This window comes from Streptomyces sp. NPDC058701, from assembly GCF_042715295.1.
Lineage (GTDB): Bacteria > Actinomycetota > Actinomycetes > Streptomycetales > Streptomycetaceae > Streptomyces.
Genome location: NZ_JBHXSY010000002.1, coordinates 59,397 through 79,442, shown reverse-complemented (window position 1 = coordinate 79,442; position 20,046 = coordinate 59,397). Strand labels below are relative to the sequence as shown.

Annotated in this window: 19 protein-coding genes; 11 read left to right on the top strand and 8 right to left on the bottom strand. The window is 71.8% G+C overall.

Annotated features, from left to right (window positions below; translation table 11 throughout):
- Nucleotides 1–69 precede the first annotated feature (69 nt).
- The 5 genes from atpA to ACFWW8_RS02120 all read left to right on the top strand — a co-directional run bounded on the left by atpA (nucleotide 70) and on the right by ACFWW8_RS02120 (nucleotide 5,180).
- Complete coding sequence (gene atpA, locus ACFWW8_RS02140) at nucleotides 70–1,665, top strand: F0F1 ATP synthase subunit alpha (protein ID WP_267717820.1); 1,596 nt, start codon at nucleotides 70–72, stop codon at nucleotides 1,663–1,665.
- 20 nt (nucleotides 1,666–1,685) lie between these two features.
- Nucleotides 1,686–2,615: a F0F1 ATP synthase subunit gamma gene (locus ACFWW8_RS02135; protein WP_386522389.1), complete on the top strand. Its 930-nt coding sequence runs from the start codon at nucleotides 1,686–1,688 to the stop codon at nucleotides 2,613–2,615.
- The gene (gene atpD, locus ACFWW8_RS02130) at nucleotides 2,615–4,057 is read left to right on the top strand and encodes a F0F1 ATP synthase subunit beta (RefSeq protein WP_386522387.1); all 1,443 of its coding nucleotides are present in this window, start codon (nucleotides 2,615–2,617) and stop codon (nucleotides 4,055–4,057) included. The genes ACFWW8_RS02135 and atpD overlap by 1 nt, the downstream gene beginning before the upstream one ends.
- Nucleotides 4,058–4,197: 140 nt before the next feature.
- On the top strand, nucleotides 4,198–4,569 hold the full coding sequence (locus ACFWW8_RS02125; RefSeq protein ID WP_351271292.1) for a F0F1 ATP synthase subunit epsilon: 372 nt from the start codon (nucleotides 4,198–4,200) through the stop codon (nucleotides 4,567–4,569).
- A gap of 164 nt (nucleotides 4,570–4,733) precedes the next feature.
- Entirely contained in the window at nucleotides 4,734–5,180 is a 447-nt protein-coding gene (locus tag ACFWW8_RS02120) for a DUF2550 domain-containing protein (RefSeq protein ID WP_386522384.1), read from the top strand.
- A gap of 91 nt (nucleotides 5,181–5,271) precedes the next feature.
- Here ACFWW8_RS02120 and ACFWW8_RS02115 read toward each other — a convergent pair whose 3' ends face one another.
- The 3 genes from ACFWW8_RS02115 to ACFWW8_RS02105 form a co-directional block, all read right to left on the bottom strand.
- Nucleotides 5,272–7,176: a glycosyl hydrolase family 18 protein gene (locus tag ACFWW8_RS02115; protein WP_386522381.1), complete on the bottom strand. Its 1,905-nt coding sequence runs from the start codon at nucleotides 7,174–7,176 to the stop codon at nucleotides 5,272–5,274.
- A 113-nt stretch (nucleotides 7,177–7,289) separates the two neighbouring features.
- Nucleotides 7,290–7,943, bottom strand: coding sequence for a response regulator (locus ACFWW8_RS02110; RefSeq protein WP_386522379.1), 654 nt, complete (start codon nucleotides 7,941–7,943; stop codon nucleotides 7,290–7,292).
- Nucleotides 7,940–9,124 carry a sensor histidine kinase gene (locus ACFWW8_RS02105; RefSeq protein ID WP_386522376.1) on the bottom strand — a complete coding sequence of 395 codons (1,185 nt, stop codon included), beginning with the start codon at nucleotides 9,122–9,124 and terminating at the stop codon, nucleotides 7,940–7,942. Before ACFWW8_RS02105 ends, ACFWW8_RS02110 begins: the two co-directional genes overlap by 4 nt.
- Nucleotides 9,125–9,290: 166 nt before the next feature.
- Here ACFWW8_RS02105 and ACFWW8_RS02100 point away from each other — a divergent pair, with 166 nt between their 5' ends.
- A complete protein-coding gene (locus ACFWW8_RS02100; protein WP_386522374.1) occupies nucleotides 9,291–9,863 on the top strand; it encodes a hypothetical protein in 573 nt (190 codons plus the stop codon).
- Between the two features lie 24 nt (nucleotides 9,864–9,887).
- Here the strand turns inward: ACFWW8_RS02100 and ACFWW8_RS02095 are convergent, their stop codons facing one another.
- Complete coding sequence (locus tag ACFWW8_RS02095; RefSeq protein ID WP_386522371.1) at nucleotides 9,888–10,460, bottom strand: cob(I)yrinic acid a,c-diamide adenosyltransferase; 573 nt, start codon at nucleotides 10,458–10,460, stop codon at nucleotides 9,888–9,890.
- Nucleotides 10,461–10,706: 246 nt separating this feature from the next.
- Between ACFWW8_RS02095 and ACFWW8_RS02090 the strand changes: the two genes are divergently transcribed.
- The 3 genes from ACFWW8_RS02090 (at nucleotide 10,707) to ACFWW8_RS02080 (ending at nucleotide 14,954) form a co-directional block, all read left to right on the top strand.
- The gene (locus tag ACFWW8_RS02090) at nucleotides 10,707–11,555 is read left to right on the top strand and encodes a 3-hydroxyacyl-CoA dehydrogenase family protein (RefSeq protein WP_386522369.1); all 849 of its coding nucleotides are present in this window, start codon (nucleotides 10,707–10,709) and stop codon (nucleotides 11,553–11,555) included.
- Nucleotides 11,556–11,728: 173 nt separating this feature from the next.
- Nucleotides 11,729–12,052, top strand: coding sequence for an STAS domain-containing protein (locus ACFWW8_RS02085; protein WP_267717808.1), 324 nt, complete (start codon nucleotides 11,729–11,731; stop codon nucleotides 12,050–12,052).
- A gap of 184 nt (nucleotides 12,053–12,236) precedes the next feature.
- On the top strand, nucleotides 12,237–14,954 hold the full coding sequence (locus ACFWW8_RS02080) for an ATP-binding protein (protein ID WP_386522366.1): 2,718 nt from the start codon (nucleotides 12,237–12,239) through the stop codon (nucleotides 14,952–14,954).
- Between the two features lie 76 nt (nucleotides 14,955–15,030).
- Here ACFWW8_RS02080 and nucS read toward each other — a convergent pair whose 3' ends face one another.
- Nucleotides 15,031–15,702, bottom strand: a complete 672-nt coding sequence (gene nucS, locus ACFWW8_RS02075) for an endonuclease NucS (RefSeq protein ID WP_031150502.1) — start codon at nucleotides 15,700–15,702, stop codon at nucleotides 15,031–15,033.
- A gap of 220 nt (nucleotides 15,703–15,922) precedes the next feature.
- On the opposite strand from nucS, the gene ACFWW8_RS02070 reads away from it, so the two are divergent.
- Nucleotides 15,923–16,315: an SCO5389 family protein gene (locus tag ACFWW8_RS02070; RefSeq protein WP_243336246.1), complete on the top strand. Its 393-nt coding sequence runs from the start codon at nucleotides 15,923–15,925 to the stop codon at nucleotides 16,313–16,315.
- Between the two features lie 27 nt (nucleotides 16,316–16,342).
- On the opposite strand, the gene ACFWW8_RS02065 is transcribed toward ACFWW8_RS02070, so the two are convergent.
- On the bottom strand, nucleotides 16,343–17,374 hold the full coding sequence (locus ACFWW8_RS02065; protein WP_386522362.1) for an LLM class flavin-dependent oxidoreductase: 1,032 nt from the start codon (nucleotides 17,372–17,374) through the stop codon (nucleotides 16,343–16,345).
- Between the two features lie 230 nt (nucleotides 17,375–17,604).
- Here ACFWW8_RS02065 and ACFWW8_RS02060 point away from each other — a divergent pair, with 230 nt between their 5' ends.
- Entirely contained in the window at nucleotides 17,605–17,931 is a 327-nt protein-coding gene (locus tag ACFWW8_RS02060) for an ATP/GTP-binding protein (protein ID WP_386522359.1), read from the top strand.
- A 46-nt stretch (nucleotides 17,932–17,977) separates the two neighbouring features.
- Here ACFWW8_RS02060 and ACFWW8_RS02055 read toward each other — a convergent pair whose 3' ends face one another.
- Both ACFWW8_RS02055 and ACFWW8_RS02050 read right to left on the bottom strand, forming a co-directional pair.
- Complete coding sequence (locus ACFWW8_RS02055) at nucleotides 17,978–18,859, bottom strand: ABC transporter permease (RefSeq protein WP_386522356.1); 882 nt, start codon at nucleotides 18,857–18,859, stop codon at nucleotides 17,978–17,980.
- Complete coding sequence (locus ACFWW8_RS02050) at nucleotides 18,856–19,971, bottom strand: ABC transporter ATP-binding protein (RefSeq protein WP_386522353.1); 1,116 nt, start codon at nucleotides 19,969–19,971, stop codon at nucleotides 18,856–18,858. The genes ACFWW8_RS02055 and ACFWW8_RS02050 overlap by 4 nt, the downstream gene beginning before the upstream one ends.
- Between the last annotated feature and the right edge of the window lie 75 nt (nucleotides 19,972–20,046).

Below are 20,046 nucleotides of genomic sequence, written 5' to 3'. Positions count from 1 at the left end.
AAGATTCCTGGGGGTCGCCCCCAGACCCCTAAGAAGCTTCAGGCCCAACAAGGAGAGCAGGGAACCCAGATGGCGGAGCTCACGATCCGGCCGGAGGAGATCCGGGACGCACTGGAGAACTTCGTCCAGTCGTACCAGCCGGACGCGGCCTCGCGCGAGGAGGTCGGAACGGTCAGCGTTGCCGGCGACGGCATCGCAAAGGTGGAGGGTCTTCCCTCCGCCATGGCGAACGAGCTGCTGAAGTTCGAGGACGGCACCCTCGGTCTCGCCCTCAACCTCGACGAGCGCGAGATCGGTGCGGTCGTCCTCGGCGAGTTCAGCGGAATCGAGGAGGGCCAGCCGGTGCAGCGCACCGGTGAGGTGCTCTCCGTCGGCGTCGGCGAGGGATACCTCGGCCGCGTCGTCGACCCGCTCGGCAACCCGATCGACGGTCTCGGCGAGATCGCGACCGAAGGCCGTCGCGCCCTCGAACTGCAGGCCCCGGGCGTCATGATCCGCAAGTCGGTTCACGAGCCCATGCAGACCGGCTACAAGGCCATCGACGCCATGGTGCCCGTCGGCCGTGGCCAGCGTCAGCTGATCATCGGTGACCGTCAGACCGGCAAGACCGCTCTTGCCGTCGACACGATCATCAACCAGCGCGACAACTGGCGCTCGGGCGACGTGAACAAGCAGGTTCGCTGCATCTACGTCGCCATCGGCCAGAAGGGCTCGACCATCGCGTCCGTTCGCGGCGCCCTGGAAGACGCCGGCGCGCTCGAGTACACGACGATCGTCGCCGCCCCGGCCTCCGACCCGGCCGGCTTCAAGTACCTGGCGCCGTACACCGGTTCGGCCATCGGCCAGCACTGGATGTACGCCGGCAAGCACGTCCTGATCATCTTCGACGACCTGTCGAAGCAGGCCGACGCCTACCGCGCCGTGTCGCTGCTGCTGCGCCGTCCGCCGGGCCGCGAGGCCTACCCGGGCGACGTCTTCTACCTGCACTCCCGTCTGCTGGAGCGCTGCGCGAAGCTCTCCGACGACATGGGTGCCGGTTCGATGACCGGTCTGCCGATCGTCGAGACCAAGGCGAACGACGTGTCGGCGTTCATCCCGACCAACGTCATCTCCATCACCGACGGCCAGTGCTTCCTGGAGTCCGACCTTTTCAACGCGGGCCAGCGCCCGGCGCTGAACGTCGGCATCTCGGTCTCCCGCGTCGGTGGCTCCGCCCAGCACAAGGCGATGAAGCAGGTTTCCGGCCGTCTGCGCCTGGACCTCGCCCAGTACCGCGAGCTGGAGGCGTTCGCCGCCTTCGGTTCCGACCTGGACGCCGCTTCGAAGGCTTCGCTGGAGCGCGGCAAGCGCCTGGTCGAGCTGCTCAAGCAGGGTCAGTACCAGCCCATGCCCGTCGAGGAGCAGGTCGTCTCCGTCTGGGCCGGCACCACCGGCAAGATGGACGACGTCCCGGTCAACGACATCCGTCGCTTCGAGTCGGAGCTGCTGGAGCACCTGCGCCGCGAGCGCAAGGACCTCCTCACCTCCATCGCCGACGGCGGCAAGATGTCGGACGACACCCTGACGTCGATCGCCGACGCCATCGCCGCCTTCAAGCAGCAGTTCGAAACCTCGGACGGCAAGCTTCTGGGCGAGGACGCGCCGGCCGTCAACGTCTCCAAGTGACGACGGAAGGGACCTGACTCATGGGAGCGCAGCTCCGGGTCTACAAGCGTCGCATCCGTGCCGTCACGGCGACCAAGAAGATCACCAAGGCGATGGAAATGATCGCCGCCTCGCGCATCGTCAAGGCGCAGCGCAAGGTGGCGGCATCGATGCCGTACGCGACCGAGCTCACCCGTGCGGTGACCGCGGTGGCGACCGGCTCGAACACCAAGCACGCCCTGACCACCGAGGTCGAGGCGCCGGCGCGTGCCGCGGTCCTGCTCATCACGAGCGACCGCGGTCTGGCCGGCGGCTACTCCTCGAACGCCATCAAGCAGGCGGAGCGGCTCACCGAGCGGCTGCGCGGCGAGGGCAAGGAGGTCGACACGTACATCGTCGGCCGCAAGGGTCTGGCCTACTTCGGCTTCCGCGAGCGCAAGGTCGCGGAGTCGTGGACCGGCTTCACGGACAGCCCGGCCTACTCCGACGCCAAGCGCGTCGCGGGGCCGCTGATCGAGGCCATCCAGACGGAGACGGCCGAGGGCGGCGTCGACGAGCTGCACATCATCTACACGGAATTCGTGTCGATGATGACGCAGAACGCGGTCGACGGCCGGATGCTGCCGCTCAGCCTCGACGAGGCTCCGGAGACCGAGACAACCGCGGGCGGCGCGAAGGGCGAGATCCTTCCGCTGTTCGACTTCGAGCCGTCGGCGGAGGACGTCCTCGACGCCCTTCTGCCGCGCTACGTCGAGAGCCGCATCTACAACGCACTGCTGCAGTCGGCCGCTTCCGAGCACGCCGCCCGCCGCCGCGCGATGAAGTCGGCGACCGACAACGCCGGAGACCTCATCAAGAGTCTCTCCCGGCTTGCCAACGCGGCCCGCCAGGCCGAAATCACCCAGGAAATCAGCGAGATCGTCGGTGGCGCGAGCGCCATGGCTGACGCGACCGCGGGGAGTGACAAGTAATGACGACCACTGTTGAGACGGCCGCCGCCACGGGCCGCGTCGCCCGGGTCATCGGCCCGGTCGTCGACGTGGAGTTCCCCGTCGACGCCATGCCCGAGATCTACAACGCGCTGAAGGTCCAGGTCGCCGACCCGGCCGAGGACGGCAAGCTGAAGACGCTGACCCTCGAAGTCGCCCAGCACCTGGGTGACGGCGTGGTCCGCACGATCTCCATGCAGCCCACCGACGGTCTGGTCCGCCAGGCCCCGGTGACCGACACGGGCGAGGGCATCACCGTCCCCGTCGGTGACTTCACCAAGGGCAAGGTGTTCAACACCCTCGGTGAGGTGCTGAACTACCCGGAGGAGAACGCCAACGTCACCGAGCGCTGGCCGATCCACCGCAAGGCGCCCCGCTTCGACGAGCTCGAGTCGAAGACCGAGATGTTCGAGACCGGCGTCAAGGTCATCGACCTTCTCACCCCGTACGTCAAGGGTGGAAAGATCGGTCTGTTCGGTGGTGCCGGTGTCGGCAAGACCGTTCTGATCCAGGAAATGATCTACCGCGTCGCCAACAACCACGACGGTGTGTCGGTCTTCGCGGGCGTCGGTGAGCGTACCCGTGAGGGCAACGACCTCATCGAGGAGATGGCCGAGTCCGGCGTCATCGACAAGACGGCCCTCGTCTTCGGCCAGATGGACGAGCCGCCGGGCACGCGTCTGCGCGTCGCCCTGGCCGGTCTGACCATGGCGGAGTACTTCCGCGATGTGCAGAAGCAGGACGTGCTGTTCTTCATCGACAACATCTTCCGGTACACCCAGGCGGGTTCCGAGGTGTCGACGCTGCTCGGCCGCATGCCCTCCGCGGTGGGTTACCAGCCGAACCTGGCCGACGAGATGGGTCTCCTCCAGGAGCGCATCACCTCGACCCGTGGTCACTCGATCACCTCGATGCAGGCGATCTACGTCCCCGCGGACGACCTGACCGACCCGGCGCCGGCGACCACCTTCGCCCACCTCGACGCGACGACGGTTCTTTCCCGTCCGATCTCCGAGAAGGGCATCTACCCGGCCGTGGACCCGCTGGACTCGACGTCCCGCATCCTCGACCCGCGGTACATCGCGGCGGACCACTACGCCACGGCGATGCGCGTCAAGGGGATCCTGCAGAAGTACAAGGACCTCCAGGACATCATCGCGATCCTCGGTATCGACGAGCTGGGCGAGGAGGACAAGCTCGTTGTCCACCGTGCCCGTCGCGTCGAGCGCTTCCTGTCGCAGAACACCCACGTCGCCAAGCAGTTCACCGGTGTCGACGGTTCGGACGTTCCGCTGGAGGAGTCGATCGTGGCGTTCAACGCGATCTGCGACGGCGACTACGACCACTTCCCCGAGCAGGCGTTCTTCCTGTGCGGTGGCATCGAGGACCTGAAGGCGAACGCCAAGGAGCTGGGCGTCTCCTGATCCGGCGCGCTCCGCGAGGAGCGCCCCGGATCCGAAGGATCCACGGAGAGGGGCGGGTGTGTCCCGTCCCTCTCCCCACGCCCATTAGAATTTGACCCAACACCCGGCTTACCCGCCGGGTGGTGACCCGAGGAGCCACCTTGGCTGCTGAGCTGCACGTCGAGCTGGTCGCGGCGGACCGCAATGTCTGGTCCGGCGAGGCCACCCTTGTTGTCGCCCGCACCACGTCCGGCGACATCGGCGTCATGCCCGGTCACCAGCCGCTTCTCGGTGTGCTGGAATCGGGCCCTGTGACCATCCGCACCAGTGACGGCGCCACTGTCGTCGCCGCGGTGCACGGCGGTTTCATCTCGTTCGCGGACAACAAGTTGTCCCTGCTGGCCGAGATCGCCGAGCTCGCTGACGAGATCGACGTCCAGCGTGCGGAGCGGGCACTGGAGCGCGCGAAGTCGGAGGCCGACGCGGCCGCCGAGCGTCGCGCGGATGTCCGACTGCGCGCCGTAACGGGCTGAACGTCCGTCGGAGTTTGAAAGGCTGAGCCCCGGAGGGCGACTTCCGGGGCTCGGCAGACCTCAGCCGCGGTCCGTTCTGGAGCTTTCCAGACCGGGTCGCGGCTGAGGCGATGCAGGTCGTTTTTTCGCACGCGGTATTTCGATGAGCGAGGAGGTCGGTGAAGATGCTCCTCGCTCTGCTTGTGAGCGGCCTGGTCGTAGCCCTGGTGGTGATCGGGCTGTTTGTCTTCGGCCTGCGCCGCAGACTCATCCAGCGGTCCGGCGGCACCTTCGACTGCAGCATGCGCTGGGGCGTGTCCGAGGAACCGGACGTTTCGGGCAAGGGCTGGGTGTACGGGGTCGCCCGCTACAGCGGCGACCGGATCGAGTGGTTCCGCGTCTTCAGCTACTCGCCGAGGCCGCGCCGCGTGCTGGAGCGCTCGTCCATCGAGGTGCTCGCCCGGCGCGCGCCCGCGGGCGAGGAGGAGCTGGCCCTGCTCTCCGACGCCGTCGTGCTCGGCGCCCTCCACCGGGGGACGCGCCTGGAGCTGGCGATGAGCGACGACGCGCTGACCGGGTTCCTCGCCTGGCTGGAGGCGGCGCCGCCCGGGCAGCGCGTGAACGTGGCCTGAGCGGGATCTGCGGACGACGCGAAGAAGCCGGGGAGACGGGGGCGGACCCGTCTCCCCGGCTTCGTCTGTCACCGGATGCGCTCAGTGGCGGTTACTGGAGCCCGGTGTGGATCGCGTGGGCGAGCTCACCGTTGGTGGTGTCGCCGCTGAACTCCCAGAAGAAGGCTCCCCTGAGGCCCTGCTGCTTGGTCCAGCCCATCTTCGAGGCGACCGTGGCGGGGGTGTCGTAGCTCCACCAGTTGCTGCCGCACTTGGCGTAGGCCGTGCCGGCGATGGTGCCGGTGGAGGGGCAGGTGGCCTTGAGGACCTTGTAGTCCTCGATGCCCGGCTCGTAGGTGCCCTGGGCCGGGCCGGTGGCGGTGCCGCCGGGGGCGGCCTGGGTGACGCCGGTCCAGCCGCGGCCGTAGAAGCCGATGCCGAGGTTGAGCTTGGAGCCGGGGACGCCCTTGCCCTTGAGCTTGGTGATCGCGGCCTCGGAGTTGAAGCCGTCCTGCGGGATGCCCGGGTAGGCGGTGAGCGGGGAGTGCGGGGCCGTGGGGCCCTTCGCCGCCCAGGCGCCGAAGAAGTCGTACGTCATCACGTTGTAGAAGTCGACGTACTGGGCCGCGCCGCCGTAGTCGGCCGCGTCCAGCTTGCCGCCGTTGGAGCCGTCGGCGGAGATCGCGGCGGTGACCAGGTTGTTCGCGCCGAACTTGGTGCGCATGGCCTGCATCATGGTCTTCAGGGAGGCGGGGCCGCTGGTGTCGCAGGTCAGGCCGCAGGCGTTCGGGTACTCCCAGTCGAGGTCGATGCCGTCGAAGACGTCGGCCCAGCGCGGGTCCTCCACCAGGTCGTGGCAGGACTGGGCGAAGGCGGCCGGGTTGGCGACGGCCTGGCCGAAGCCGCCGGACCAGGTCCAGCCGCCGAAGGACCACAGGATCTTGATGTGCGGGTACTGGGCCTTCAGCTTGCGCAGCTGGTTGAAGTTGCCGCGCAGCGGCTGGTCCCAGGTGTCGGCCTTCCCGTCGACGCTCTGGTCGGCGGTGTAGGCCTTGTCGTAGTCGGCGTAGGCGTCACCGATGGTGCACTTGCCGCCCTGGACGTTGCCGAAGGCGTAGTTGATGTGGGTGATCTTCGCGGCGGAGCCGGAGGTGACCAGGTTCTTCACGTGGTAGTTGCGCCCGTAGACGCCCCAGTTGGTGAAGTAGCCCAGCTTGACCTTGGTGCCGGCGCCGGGGTCGGTGCCGCCGCCGCCGGGCGTGGTGACGGACAGCGCGCCGGAGGAGGGACCGGTCTGGTCGGCGGTGTCGCGGGCGATCACCGTGTAGGCGTACGCCGTGCCCTTGGTCAGGCCGGTGTCCGCGTAGCTGGTGCCGGTCACCGTGGCGGCCTTGGTGCCGCCGCGGTAGACGTCGTAGTTCTTGACGCCCTTGTCGTCGGTGGCGGCCGTCCAGCTCAGGGTCAGCGAGGTCTCGGTGACGTTCGCGGCGGTGGGGGTGCCGGGAGCGGAGGGAGGGTTGTCGCCGGGCTGGGTGGCGCCGTCACAGGAACCGCCGTTGATCTTGCAGCCGCTGGGGGCGCCGGGGCCGGCGCCGTTGAAGCCGAAGCTGATGCTGGCGCCGGGGGAGAGGGTGCCGTTCCAGCCGAGGTTCTTGCCCGTCCAGTGGGTGCCCGAGCTGGTGACGGTCGCGTCCCAGGCCGAGGTGACCGAGGTGCCGGCCGGGTAGTCCCACTCCACGGTCCAGCTGGTGAGGGTGGTGGTGCCGGTGTTCTTCACCGTCCACTTGCCCTCGAAGCCGGAGCCCCAGTCGGAGACCTTGGTGTACGTCGCAGTCGCGGCGGCGGCGGCCTGCGCCGGTCCGGCCAGCGCGACGAGCCCGCTGATCGGTACGGCGAGCGCGGCCACGACCGCCGCGATCCGCGTGAAGAACCGGGTGCGCCGGCTGCGGGGTGGGGATGCTGTGCTCAAGGGTGTTCCTCCGAAGGTCCGTCGGAGCCGTGGGGCCGGCTCCGACATGGGGGTGGGACCTGCGCCGCCCGTGAGCACGCTTTGTCATGCACGCTCACCACAGTGTTCCGGCGAGCGTAGAAAGGTCTGGACCAACCGTCAAGAGGTCCAGACCGGTGCTCCTAAATGCCCAACTCCCCGGCGAGTACGGCCGCTTGGACCCTGCTGCGCAGGTCCAGCTTCCCCAGGAGCCTGCTGACGTGCGTCTTCACCGTGGCCTCCGCCATCTCCAGCCGCACCGCGATCTCCGCATTGGACAACCCCTCGCCCAGGCAGCCGAGCACCTCCCGCTCGCGTCGCGTCAGCGAGGCCAGCGCCGCCGCCGTCTCCGGCGGGGCCTGCGGCCGGCGCACCTGCGGGGCCGCGAACTCGGCGATGAGCCGCCTGGTCACCGCCGGGGCGATCAGGCCCTCCCCGCGCGCGACGGTGCGTACCGCCGCGATCAGCTCCGCGGCGTCCGCGTTCTTCAGGAGGAAGCCGGCCGCGCCCGCCCGCAGGGCCCCGAAGACGTACTCGTCCAGGTCGAAGGTGGTCAGGACGAGGACGTCCGCCGAGCCCTCCGCGACCACCTGCCGCGTCGCGGACACCCCGTCCAGGCGGGGCATCTGCACGTCCATGAGGACGAGATCCGGCCGCATTTCCCGGGCGAGCAGCACCGCCTCCTCCCCGTCGGCGGCCTCGCCCACCACCTCGATGTCGCCCGCGCTGCGCAGGATCAGCACCAGCCCGGCCCGTACCGCGCTCTGGTCCTCCGCCACCACCACCCGGATGGTCATGCCTCCACCGCCCTCTCCTCCGCGGGCAGGACCGCCCGCACCCGCCACACCGGGCCCGACCGGCCCGCCGTGAACCGTCCGCCCAGCAGCTCCGTCCGCTCCCGCATGCCGATCAGCCCGGCCCCCGAGCCGGGGGCGCGCGGGCCGGGCCGGTCCCCGTACGGGGAGTCCACCGCCACGCTCAGCTGCCCGCCCTCACGGGCCACGCGCACCGAGACGGTGCCCGGCGCCGCGTGCTTGAGGGCGTTGGTCAGCGACTCCTGGAGGATCCGGTACGCCGCCAGCTCCACGGGGGCCGGTACGTCGCCCCCGGGCGGCCGGTCGTCGTGGAGGACGAATTCCAGCCCGCTTCCCGAACCGTTGGTGCGGGCCTGGCCGAGCAGGGCGTCGAGGGCGTCGAGCGAGGGCGTGGCGATCGGTTCCCGGTCGCCCCCGGCGTCCCGCAGCAGTCCGATCAGACGACGCATTTCGGCCAGTCCCTGGACGCTGTTCTCCCGGATCACGCCCAGTGCCTCGCGGCTGGTGTCGGCCCGGTCGATGGAGAGGGCGGCGGTGGAGTGGATGGCGATGGCGGAGAGGTGGTTGGCGACCATGTCGTGCAGCTCCCGTGCCATCCGGGCGCGTTCGGCGATCACGGCCTGCGTACGGTCCATCTCGGCCAGCAGCGCTGTCTGCTCGGCGCGCAGCCGGGCCGCCACGGCCGCCTCCCGCTGGTTGCGCAGGGTGGCGCCGGTCAGAGCCGGCCCGAAGCTGACGAGGCCGGTGACCACGCCGATCAGCAGCGCCTGCGGGGTCCGCAGCCAGGCCACCGAGACGATCGTGACGGCCACGGTGATCAGACCGGTGGAGACCGGGAGCCGCCGGGCCATGCCGGGCGTGCCGTAGACCACGGCCGCGTACATCAGGTCGGTGAAGATCAGGACGGTGGCGAGGCTGCCCACCGTGAACTGGTCCGCGACGAGGCCGACGGTACCGACGTTCAGCGCCACCCTGGGCGCGGAGCGGCGCAGCAGCTCCATCGAGCCGAGGACCACCAGGGGGATCAGGGCGGCCCAGTCGGGGAGGAAGTCCCGGCCGTCGGCCTGGTGCACGCCGAGCGACCAGAGCACCAGGCCAGTGAACACGCTGACGAGGGCGAGGAGCACGTCGTGGCGGTGGGGGCGGAGGCTGCTCGGGGTCACCCACCCATCCAACACGGTGAGAGGGCCGCCGGCCTCGGCGCCGGGGCGGAGGCCGGCTACATCGAACGGTGCAGTCGTCTTTCGTCACCGCAGACGACGATCCGGGCCCGATCGGGCGGGAGCCTGGGAGGACACGCCGGAGAACCGAGCGGAACGGAGGGCCCCCGTGGTCGTCGCCCTGATCATCGCCTGTGAAGTCGGCTTCTGGGTACTGCTGGCGGCCGGCCTGGCCCTGCGCTACCTCGCGAAGAGGCCGCGGCTCGGGGCGGCCGTCCTGCTGTGCGAACCGGTGCTGGAACTCGTCCTGCTGGTCGTCACCACCGTCGACCTCAAGAACGGGGCCGCACCGGACTGGAAGCACGGTCTCGCCGCGCTCTACATCGGCTACACCGTCGCCTACGGCCACTACACGGTGAAGTGGCTCGACGGCCACGCCGCGCACCGGCTGGCGGGCGGCCCGAAGCCGCCCGGCGCGGGATACGGGACGGCGCGGGCCGTCCACGAGTGGAAGCTGTGGGCCCGCACCGTCGCCGCCGCCGCCGTCGCGCTCGGCCTGCTCCGGGCGGCCGTCTGGTACGTCGGCGACGCGGGGGACGTCAGCTCGCTGGAGGCCACGCAGTACGCCGCCCTGCGCGTGGTCGGCATCCACGCCCTCATCGCCGTCGCGTACACGCTCTGGCCGAAGAAGGCCCCGGCCGGCGCCGCGGAGCGGCCCGCCCCGGTGAAGGCCGACGGGTAGGTCTCCGCCGGCGGCCCGGTCGGGTCAGCGCTCGCCGCCCGGCACCCACAGCACGTCCCCGACCTCCTTGTTGGCCACGCGGGCCAGGATGAACAGGAGGTCGGAGAGGCGGTTGAGGTAGGTGGCGGTCAACGGGTTCATCGTCTCGCCGTGCACCTCCAGCGCCGACCACGTCGAGCGCTCGGCCCGCCGGACGACCGTGCACGCCTGGTGCAGCAGGGCGGCGCCGGGAGCGCCGCCGGGCAGGATGAAGCTGCGCAGCTTCTCCACCTGCTCCAGGAAGAGGTCGCAGTCCGCCTCCAGCTTGTCGATGTAGAACTGCTCCACGCGCAGCGGCGGGTACTGCGGGTTCTCCACCACCGGCGTGCACAGGTCCGCGCCGACGTCGAAGAGGTCGTTCTGCACCCGGACCAGGACCTTCACGACCTCCTCGGGCAGCGCGCCCAGCGCGATCGCCGCCCCCAGGGCCGCGTTGGCCTCGTTGGCGTCGGCGTACGCGGAGATCCGCAGGTCGGTCTTGGCCGTACGGCTCATGTCGCCGAGGGCGGTCGTGCCCTTGTCGCCGGTACGGGTGTAGATGCGCGTGAGGTTCACCATGCCGCCAGCGTAGTGACGCCCCGCCGGGATCCGCACGCGGTGCCCCTCCGGCGGCCGGCCGCCGGCACCCGGAGCAGGGGGCGGAGCGAACTGGGCGGCTGCGCAGGGGCGCTGGGCCGTACCGGTGTGATGTCCGTCAGCTGAGACGTGACGCGTGTTACTTCGCGGCCACACCGCACCGCCCAAACGCTAGTCTCCGCCGGAGAGGCTACGTGACTGGGCCGTTTTGAGAACGAGGGGTGTGCAGTGGCTGGGAAGCTCGCCGTCATCGGTGCCGGACTGATGGGTTCCGGGATCGCTCAGGTCTCCGCTCAGGCGGGTTGGGACGTCGTGCTGCGCGACGTCACCGATGCCGCGCTGACCCGCGGTACGGACGGGATCAAGGCCTCGTACGACAAGTTCGTCTCCAAGGGCAAGCTGTCGGCCGAGGACGCGGAGGCCGCGCTCGCGCGCATCACCACCACCACCGACCTGGACGCGGCCGCCGACGTGGACATCGTCGTCGAGGCCGCCTTCGAGAAGATCGAGATCAAGCACGAGATCTTCCGTGCCCTCGACAAGATCGTGCGCGAGGACGCGATCCTCGCCTCCAACACCTCCGCCATCCCGATCACCAAGATCGCGGCCGTGACGGAGCGTCCGGAGCGCGTCGTCGGCGCCCACTTCTTCTCGCCCGTCCCGATGATGCAGCTGTGCGAGCTCGTGCGCGGCTACAAGACGAGCGACGAAACCCTCGCCACCACCCGGGCGTTCGCCGAGTCCGTCGGCAAGACCTGCATCGTCGTCAACCGCGACGTCGCCGGCTTCGTGACGACCCGTCTGATCTCGGCGCTGGTCGTCGAGGCCGCCAAACTGTACGAATCGGGCGTGGCCTCCGCCGAGGACATCGACATCGCGTGCAAGCTGGGCTTCGGGCACGCGATGGGCCCGCTGGCCACCGCCGACCTCACGGGCGTCGACATCCTGCTCCACGCCACGAGCAACATCTACACCGAGTCGCAGGACGAGAAGTTCGCGCCGCCGGAGCTGATGCGCCGGATGGTGGACGCCGGGGACATCGGCCGCAAGAGCGGTCAGGGCTTCTACAAGCACTGACCCGACCGGACCACTGAGCACCACCGTTCGAATGCCTTCACCCCACGGAGTGAATTAGGTATCGGTTCGCTCACGGTCGGCAACTTACCTGCCCGCGCGGCAGTCAGTTGCAGTGAGAGTTGCCGACCACGGACCAGTCGGACCATACGTACGCAGTACTGCCGGGAGTTCACATGCACATCAGGGGCGACCACGCCGAACTCGCTGTCGGGGGCCGCCTCGACGTGCGGAGCGCGGCGGACGCCCGGACGGTCCTCCACTCCGCCCTCGACGACGGCCACGGCGACCTCGTGCTGGACCTCACCGGGCTCGACTCCTGGGACGCCACCGGCCTCGGTGTGATCATGGGCGCCCACCGGAGGGCCGGCCGGACCGGACGGCGCCTCGTCCTGCGCGGGGTGCCGCCGCAGATGCAGCGGCTCCTCGTCGCCACCCGGCTCCACCGCATCCTCGCCATCGAGGGCGGACTGGAAGCGGAGTCCCTGCCCAGGGTGTGATCCTCCCGGCCGCCGTTTCCTGCGGAAACGTAACGGTCCGGTGGTGATGGCACCCCGGCGGTTCCGGCGCGACCGGCCACGGTCTAGGGTTCGGGCGGAAACCGGACCAGTGGCGACAGCGGAGTGTGCGACGGCCGGGCGGTACGACGGCGAGGCGCGCGGCCCGCGATCGGGGGACTTGGTCATGGACCGTACACAGGGGCAGACGGCCGAGCCGGCGGACCGGTCCGAGGGCGCACCGGCCGTGCCCGCCGCGGCCGGTCCCGCACGCATCGTCACCCTCACCGCCGGGGACTTCTCCCTCACCGTCAACCCCGTCGACGGCAGCGAGATAGAACCCCACCGCCCCGGCGCCGACACCGGCCGCCGCCCCGCCAAGCGCGGCCCGGCCGCCCGCCGCGCCCGCGACGCGGGCGCCCGGCCCCCCGCCCTGCCCGGCCAGTCCGTCCCCGGACGGCTGCTGCCGGCCCGCGAGGAGGAGCGGGAGCGTCTCGTACGGCTGCTGGGCCGGGGACGGTCCGTACGGCTGACCGGCCCCGCCGGATCGGGCCGCACCACCCTGCTCGACGCGGTCGCCGCCGAGTGCGCGGATGTCGCGCCGGACGGCGTCGTACGGCTCAGCGGGTACGGGCACCAGCAGCCCGCCGAACTGCTGTACGCGCTGTACGCGGCCGTGTACGAGGCCCCGGAGGAGCGGCCCGACCGCATCGAGCTCCTCTCCCGGGTGCGGGACATAGGCGCCGTCGTCCTCCTGGACGACCTGGAGATGGGCGGCGTCGCCCTCGACGAACTGCTGCGCGCCACCCCCGAGTGCGCCTACCTGCTCGCCGCGACCCCCGACACCCGGGCCCCCTCCGACGACTCGCACCTGGAGGAGGTCTTCCTCTCCGGCCTCGGCAAGGCGGAGTGCCTGGACCTGCTGGAGGCCCGCGCGGGCCGGCCGCTGACGGACGAGGAGACCGCCTGGGCGGAGGACCTGCGGTTCGCCTCCGAGGGCCTGGCACTGCGCTTCGTCCAGGCCGCCGCCCTGCTGCGGCAGCGCGACGAGCTCAACCGCACCGACGAGGACGACGACGAGGAGGAGCCGGGCGTCTTCGAGGGGCGCCCGCGCGACACCGTCGAGGTGCCCCTGCCCACGCTCGCCGAGGGCGCGGCCCCCGCCGAGCTGCTGGCCTCGCGGGTCAGCGAGTCGGCGCGCGCCGCCCTGCGGATCGCGTGCGCGCTGGGCGGGGAGCTGCCGCACCACGCGCACCTGCCGGCACTGGTGGGGGACACCCACGCGGATACGGCGGTCGCGGAACTGCTGGCCTGCGGGCTGCTGACGCCCGTCGGGGCGCGCTACCGGCTGGCCGCGGGGGTCGCGCGGCAGCTGGAGGAGGTCGGGTACGGCGACACCGCCGCGGAGGAGGCCCGTACGGCCGCCCGGCACTACGCCTGGTGGACCGGGCACGCCTCGGTGACCCCGGACCGCGTCGGCGCCGAAGCGGAGGCGGTGCTCGCCGCGCTGGCCGGTGCGGACGTGGTGGCGGCGGTGCTGCTGGCGCGCACGGCCGCTCCGGCGTTCGCGGCCTCGCTGCACTGGGAGGCCTGGGAGCGGGTGCTGCGCTCGGGCGCCGAGGCCGCGCGGAAGGCGGGGGAGGTCGCCGAGCAGGCGTACTTCCACCACGAACTGGGCGTGCTCGCACTGTGTGAGGGGCGCCTCGACCGGGCGCGGGCCGAGCTGGAGACCTCGATCGGGCTGCGGGGCGCGCTCGCCGACAAGCGGGGCACGGTCGCGGGGCGGCGGGCGCTCGCGCTGGTCGTGGACGGGGAGTCGGCGGCGGTGGCGGCCTCGCCGCCGCTGCGGCTGGAGGCCCCGGCGGCCCTCCCGGCGAGCCCGGGCGGAACGGTCGGCGCGGCCGCCCTCGCGGCGGGCACGGGCGCGGGCTACGGCACCGGCACGAGCACGGGCACCGGCACCGGCACGGATACGGGCAAGGGTGCCGGTCCCTCGGGCGGCATGTCCGGCGCTTCCGCGGCCGCCGCCGCGGTGGCCGCCGCGGCCGCGGGTGCCGGGGGCGCCGCCCGCACGGCCGCGGGTACGGGAGCGGCGGGCGGCGCCGCCCGCACGGCCGTGTCCGGCGGAGCAGCCGCGGGGGCCGCCACGGCCACCGGTGCGGCGGCGGGAGCCGCCGGTACGCCGGCCGCGCCGACGGCCCCGACGGCGGTCGTGTCGGCCGCAGCGCCCGCGCAGGAACCCGGCGCGGCGGCCGCACCGGTCCCCGGCGCTCCCCGCGGCGCGGCGGAGGCGGTGACGCGGCTGACGCCGGTGGTACCGGTCGCCCGCCGCTCGGAGCCGCCCACGACGCTGTCGGAGGTGTTCGAGGAGGCCTTCCCGCTCACGCCGAAGCAGCCCGTCGCCGCGGCGCCGCCGCCCGCACCCGCCCCGCGGGCCGGCCGGCGGCGCGTGCTGCTGCTCGCCGGGTCGGGGGCGCTGGCGGTGGTGGTGCTGGGCACGGTGGTGGCGCTGACCCTGAGTTCGTCGGACGCGCCGTCACCGGGCAATGACGCGCCGGCCGTCTCCACGTCCCCGACGGCGCCCCCGACGGTCCTGCCGGGGACGAGCGGCAACGATCCTGCGCCGACGGAGCCCGCCGAACCGGCCGCGCCCGTGGAGTCCGCCGGACCCGGGGAGACCGTCGTACCCGGGCAGACGCTCGCGCCGGCCCCGGGCCGGACCCCGGTGCGCACCCCGTCCCAGCGGCCGTCCCCGACGCCGACGAAGAGCACCCCGACGACGGCCACGACGCCGCCCACGACCTCGCCGGAACCGTCGGCCACGACCGCGACGCCCACGGACACCGAGCCGCCCACGGCCAGCGTCCCGCCGACCACGGAGGCCCTGACGCCCGGCGGGGTCTGACACCCGGCGGCGTACGACCAGCACCGGCCGGGCCCGGGACGCTGTCCCGGACCCGGCCGGGAGCCGGTCAACCCGTTCAGAACAGGCGGAGCTTGTCGTCCTCGATGCCGCGCATGGCGTTGTAGTCCAGCACCACGCAGTCCATCCCGCGGTCCGTGGCCAGCACCTTGGCCTGCGGCTTGATCTCCTGCGCCGCGAACACGCCGCGGACCGGCGCCAGGTGCGGATCGCGGTTCAGCAGCTCCAGGTAGCGGGTCAGCTGTTCCACACCGTCGATCTCGCCGCGCCGCTTGATCTCCACCGCCACCGTCGCCCCGGAGGAGTCCCGGCACAGGATGTCCACGGGGCCGATGGCCGTCATGTACTCGCGCCGGATGAGGGTGTAGCCCTCGCCCAGCGTTTCGATGCGGTCGGCGAGGAGCTCCTGGAGATGGGCCTCGACGCCGTCCTTGATGAGCCCCGGGTCGATGCCGAGCTCGTGGGAGGAGTCGTGGAGGACTTCTTCCATCGTGATGATGAGCTTCTCGCCCGCCTTGTTGACGACCGTCCACACACCGGCCTCGTCCCCGGTCCCCTCTTTGAGGGTGCAGGGCGGCGACATCCAGTTGAGCGGTTTGTACGCCCGGTCGTCCGCATGGATCGAGACACTGCCGTCGGCCTTCACGAGGATCAGACGGGGTGCCGAGGGCAGATGGGCGGTGAGCCGGCCCGCGTAGTCGACGGAGCAGCGGGCGATGACGAGACGCATGGTCGGCAACGCTACTCGACGGGGCGGCCTCCACGCGATTCGCCCCTGAAAGCCCCGTTCGCCGATGGCGCGTTGTATGCGCATTCTCCTGGTGCGGCACCCATGGGGCGCCTACCGTGGTGAGCAGGAGGTTGCGGAGCGTGCACGCTGCGTCGCGATCTCCTTCCCTGCCCGTAAGGCTCCGGCAACCCAATCGGCCGGGGTCGCGAGAGGAGAACCCATGTCGCTCGACGTCTCACCGGCCCTACTCGAACAGGCCGAGCGAGGCGAGGTCGACGAAGCCGCCTTCGTCGACTGCGTCCGGACCTCCCTGCCCTACGCATGGGAGATGATCAGCTCGCTCGTGGCCCAGCTGAAGGTGGACGGCGGCCAGTTCGCCGACAACCAGACGCCGCCGCCCGACGAGCAGGCGCGCGGGCAGCTGCTCCGCGCCCTCGCGAGTGACGCGATACGCGGTGCCCTGCAGCGGCACTTCGGAGTGCGCCTGGCGTTCCAGAACTGCCACCGGGTAGCGGTCTTCCCGCTGGATTCCTCGGTGGACGACCGGCTGGCCAAGTTCACTTCGATCCGCGGTCAGCTGCTCAACCAGTCCCCGGAAATGCGGGACTGCTAGCACCTGCCGGCGGGCATCTGGTTGATCTCAGCCGAGGCGGGGCAGGACTTCGGTGCCGATGCGCCGTACGTTCTCCTCCGTCGCGGCGAGATCGCCGGAGCCCTCCGTCAGGAGGGCGAACCGCGTGATGCCGGTCCGTTCCGCGGTGGCCGCCAGCCGGTCCGCCGCCAGGGCCGGGGTACCCACCGGGTGCAGGTCGCACAGCAGTTCCGTGTAGGCGACCGGGTCCCGCATCGCGCGCTCGCGGCCGTCCACCGTGACGTGTGCGTCCAGGCCCTGCTTGAACCAGCCGGGCATCGCCTTCAGCAGGGTCTCGCGGGCGTCCGCCGTACGGTCCGCCAGCTGGCACACCCCGGCGGAGACGTGCCCCGCCGCCGCCACGTACTCCGGCGCGTGGCCCGCGGCCCGCGCCGTGCGCCGCCACAGCCCGACCATCGCCGCCTTGTCCTCGTCCCCGCAGTGCATGCCGAGCAGCATCGGCAGCCCGCGCTCCGCGGCCGCCCGCACCGACGACGGCGACGTGCAGGCCACGATCACCTCCGGCCCCGGCCCGTCCCCGTCCAGCGCTTCCGAGGGCCTCGGTACGACGGCCACCTCGCGGAAGCCGTACCGTTCGCCGGCGGCGCCCACCCGCGCCCGGGTCAGCCAGTCCCGCAGCAGGTCCAGGGCCTCCGGGAAGCCGTTCTCGTACGCGTCGAGCCCGCCGCCGAACACCTCCAGGTCGACCCACGGCCCGCCGCGCCCCACCCCCAGGGTGAACCGGCCGCCCGAGGTCAGGTGCAGCAGCGCCGTCTGCTCCCCGAGGGCCACCGGGTGTGTGCTCGGCAACACGCTCACCGCCGTGCCCACCCGCAGCCGCCGGGTCCGCCCCAGCAGCAGGGCCGCCAGGGTCACCGCCGACGGGCAGACCCCGTACGGGACGAAGTGGTGCTCGGCGAGCCAGACCGAGTCGAGCCCGGCCTCCTCGGCCACCTCCGCCGTCCGCACCGCCCGGTGCAGTGCCTCGCCCGCTCCCTGGCCCGGGAACTGGGCCGCCAGTACAAATGCTCCTACGCGCATCGCCTTTAGCCTCCTCGCGGCTGACGCGGCCTCCCCCAGGTGGACCGGTTCTTCCTGTGGCAACAACGTCCGACACGTGCCAAAGGCACGGGCTGACGGGAAAGTTATTGGGATTGTCGGGCCAGCCGCCGCAGCGCGGTCCGCCTCCGGTAGACACCCTGCGGGTACCCGGGCCCACGGCGCGTAGTCTGGGAGAAAGTCACTGCCGCCCGCCCTTCCGTGAGGTATACGTGTCCCCGCGCCACAACCGCCCCAGGGGCGGCGAGACTCCGGACGAACGACCCAGCACCGGCCTCGACCGGTACGGCCTGGAGCGGACGGAGGAGTACCAGGGCGAGGAGTGGAGGATCCGGCACGTCGCCGGCGCGAGCGCGGCGGGCAAGCGCTACCGCTGCCCCGGCTGCGACCAGGAGATCTCCTCCGGAACCCCGCACCTGGTGGCCTGGCCGGAGTACGGCGGCGTGGACGACCGGCGGCACTGGCACAAGGCCTGCTGGAACGCGAAGGACCGCCGCACCTCGCGGGTGCAGCGGTCCCGCAACGCTCCCCGGCACTGAGGGCCCGGTCCGCACGGTCCGGGGCGCGGAGCCCCGGCGCCCGGCGTCACACGTCCCGGCGGCCGACCGTCAGGTACGAGGCGGTCACGGCGGCGCCGGTGACGACCAGGATGACCAGCATGTGCATGGCCGGCCCCGGCATGTTCAGGGAGGTGTCGACCTCCTGCAGACCGAACAGCGTCATCAGGGCCACCGGGGCGTTGTGTTCGAGGATCACCTGCCCGGCGGGCGCCGCACCCTCCCAGATGGTGAGCACGGCCCCTATCACCGGCGGCAGCGTGACGACCCCGAGCATCACGGCGATCGCCCCGGCCGAGTGCCGGATCACCGCCCCGACGGCGAGCGCGAGCACGCCGAGCAGGGTGACGTAGAGGGTGCCCAGCAGCGCGCCGGACCACTCGTTCGCGGGGTGGGCGCCGGCAGCGCTCCCGCCGTGCACGATCTGCCCGGCCAGCCCGACCACGAAGACGGCGCAGGCGATGACGGTGAAGGCCGTGGCGCTGAAGACGAGGTACTTCGCGGTGAGCACGCGGTGGCGCTCCGGGGCGGCGGTGAAGGTGGTGCGGACCAGACCGGTGGCGTGCTCGGAGGTGATCGTCAGGACGCCGAGCACCATGACCGCGATCTGCCCGACCAGCAGCCCGAAGAGGGCGGGGGTGGCGAAGGCGATCTCGGTGTACTCCTGGTCGGTGCTCTGCACCACGAAGACCATCCCGATGCCGACGACCACCAGGACGAGGGAGCCCAGCGTCCACAGGGTGGAGCGGACGGACACCATCTTGGTCCACTCCGAGGCCAGGGCGTGCCCCAGGTGCGGGCGGGGCGTGGGCAGCGAGGAGCTGTAGCCCGCCGTCGGGGCCGCGGTGCGCGTCGCGCCGCCGGCCGTGGGGGCGCCGGGCGCGGAGCCGCTGGGGACGGGGCCGGTCATCGGGATTCCTCGGGGGTGTTCTTCGTCGCCGCGGCGAGCTCGCCGGCGCTGTCGGGCATCAGGAAGGGCTGCCCGCCCGCCGCGGGCGGCGGGGGAGCGTAGAAGGCCGCGGCGGGGGCCTGCGGGGCCTCCTCCTCGTCCTCCCACGCCGGGACGCTCGGGGGGTCGGGCTCCCACAGCTCGGCGCGCGGGTCCTCGGTGGAGGCGTACTCGACGGAGGACTGCGTCATCCGCATGTACGCCTCCTCCAGCGAGGCCCGGTGCGGTGACAGCTCCCACAGCCGTACGCCCGCCTCGTGCGCGAGGTCGGCGATGTGCGGCAGCTCCAGTCCGGTCACGCGGAGTGCTCCGTCGGGCTCCTTGAGCACCCGGGCGCCCGCCCCGGTGAGGGCGGCGGCCATCGTGTCCCGGCCATCCGGGTGGGTGTCGGCCGCGCGGACCCGAGCGAATCCGGCCGAGTTGTGGGTGATGAACTCCTGGGTGCCCATTTCGGCCAGCAGCCGGCCCCGGCCGATCACGATCAGGTGGTCGGCGGTGAGGGCCATCTCGCTCATCAGGTGCGAGGAGACGAAGACGGTGCGGCCCTCGGCGGCGAGCTGCCGCATCAGGTTGCGGACCCACAGGATGCCCTCGGGGTCGAGTCCGTTGACCGGCTCGTCGAAGAGCAGCACCTGCGGGTCGCCGAGCAGGGCGGTGGCGATGCCGAGCCGCTGGCCCATGCCGAGCGAGAAGCCCTTCGTACGCTGCCGGGCCGTGTCCTGGAGTCCGACCACGGCCAGCACCTCGTCCACCCGCTTCTCCGGGATCCCGGACAGCTGGGCGACGGCGAGCAGGTGGGTGCGGGCCCGGCGGCCGCCGTGCACCGCCTTGGCGTCGAGCAGGGCTCCGACGTGCCGCTGGGCGTTGGGCAGGTCCCGGAAGGGGAGGCCGTTGATCGTGACGTGACCGGACGTGGGCCGGTCCAGGCCGACGATCATGCGCATGGTGGTGGACTTCCCCGAGCCGTTGGGCCCGAGGAATCCGGTGACGTGACCCGGCTTGACCTGGAACGACAACTGGTCGACGGCGGTCTTCGCGCCGAAGCGCTTGGTGAGTCCGACTGCCTCGATCATCTTGCTGCCCCTTACCAGGCCGGGACGACTTTCGCCCGCGTAAGGATTAAGAGGATAACGAGTCCCGGGTGGTTC

Coding starts and splice junctions, on each gene's coding strand:
- atpA (WP_267717820.1), top strand. CDS start 70: ATGGCGGAGCTCACGATCCGGCCGGAGGAGATCCGGGACGCACTGGAG.
- ACFWW8_RS02135 (WP_386522389.1), top strand. CDS start 1,686: ATGGGAGCGCAGCTCCGGGTCTACAAGCGTCGCATCCGTGCCGTCACG.
- atpD (WP_386522387.1), top strand. CDS start 2,615: ATGACGACCACTGTTGAGACGGCCGCCGCCACGGGCCGCGTCGCCCGG.
- ACFWW8_RS02120 (WP_386522384.1), top strand. CDS start 4,734: ATGCTCCTCGCTCTGCTTGTGAGCGGCCTGGTCGTAGCCCTGGTGGTG.
- ACFWW8_RS02115 (WP_386522381.1), bottom strand. CDS start 7,176: ATGTCGGAGCCGGCCCCACGGCTCCGACGGACCTTCGGAGGAACACCC.
- ACFWW8_RS02110 (WP_386522379.1), bottom strand. CDS start 7,943: ATGACCATCCGGGTGGTGGTGGCGGAGGACCAGAGCGCGGTACGGGCC.
- ACFWW8_RS02095 (WP_386522371.1), bottom strand. CDS start 10,460: ATGGTGAACCTCACGCGCATCTACACCCGTACCGGCGACAAGGGCACG.
- ACFWW8_RS02085 (WP_267717808.1), top strand. CDS start 11,729: ATGCACATCAGGGGCGACCACGCCGAACTCGCTGTCGGGGGCCGCCTC.
- ACFWW8_RS02080 (WP_386522366.1), top strand. CDS start 12,237: ATGGACCGTACACAGGGGCAGACGGCCGAGCCGGCGGACCGGTCCGAG.
- nucS (WP_031150502.1), bottom strand. CDS start 15,702: ATGCGTCTCGTCATCGCCCGCTGCTCCGTCGACTACGCGGGCCGGCTC.
- ACFWW8_RS02070 (WP_243336246.1), top strand. CDS start 15,923: ATGTCGCTCGACGTCTCACCGGCCCTACTCGAACAGGCCGAGCGAGGC.
- ACFWW8_RS02065 (WP_386522362.1), bottom strand. CDS start 17,374: ATGCGCGTAGGAGCATTTGTACTGGCGGCCCAGTTCCCGGGCCAGGGA.
- ACFWW8_RS02055 (WP_386522356.1), bottom strand. CDS start 18,859: ATGACCGGCCCCGTCCCCAGCGGCTCCGCGCCCGGCGCCCCCACGGCC.
- ACFWW8_RS02050 (WP_386522353.1), bottom strand. CDS start 19,971: ATGATCGAGGCAGTCGGACTCACCAAGCGCTTCGGCGCGAAGACCGCC.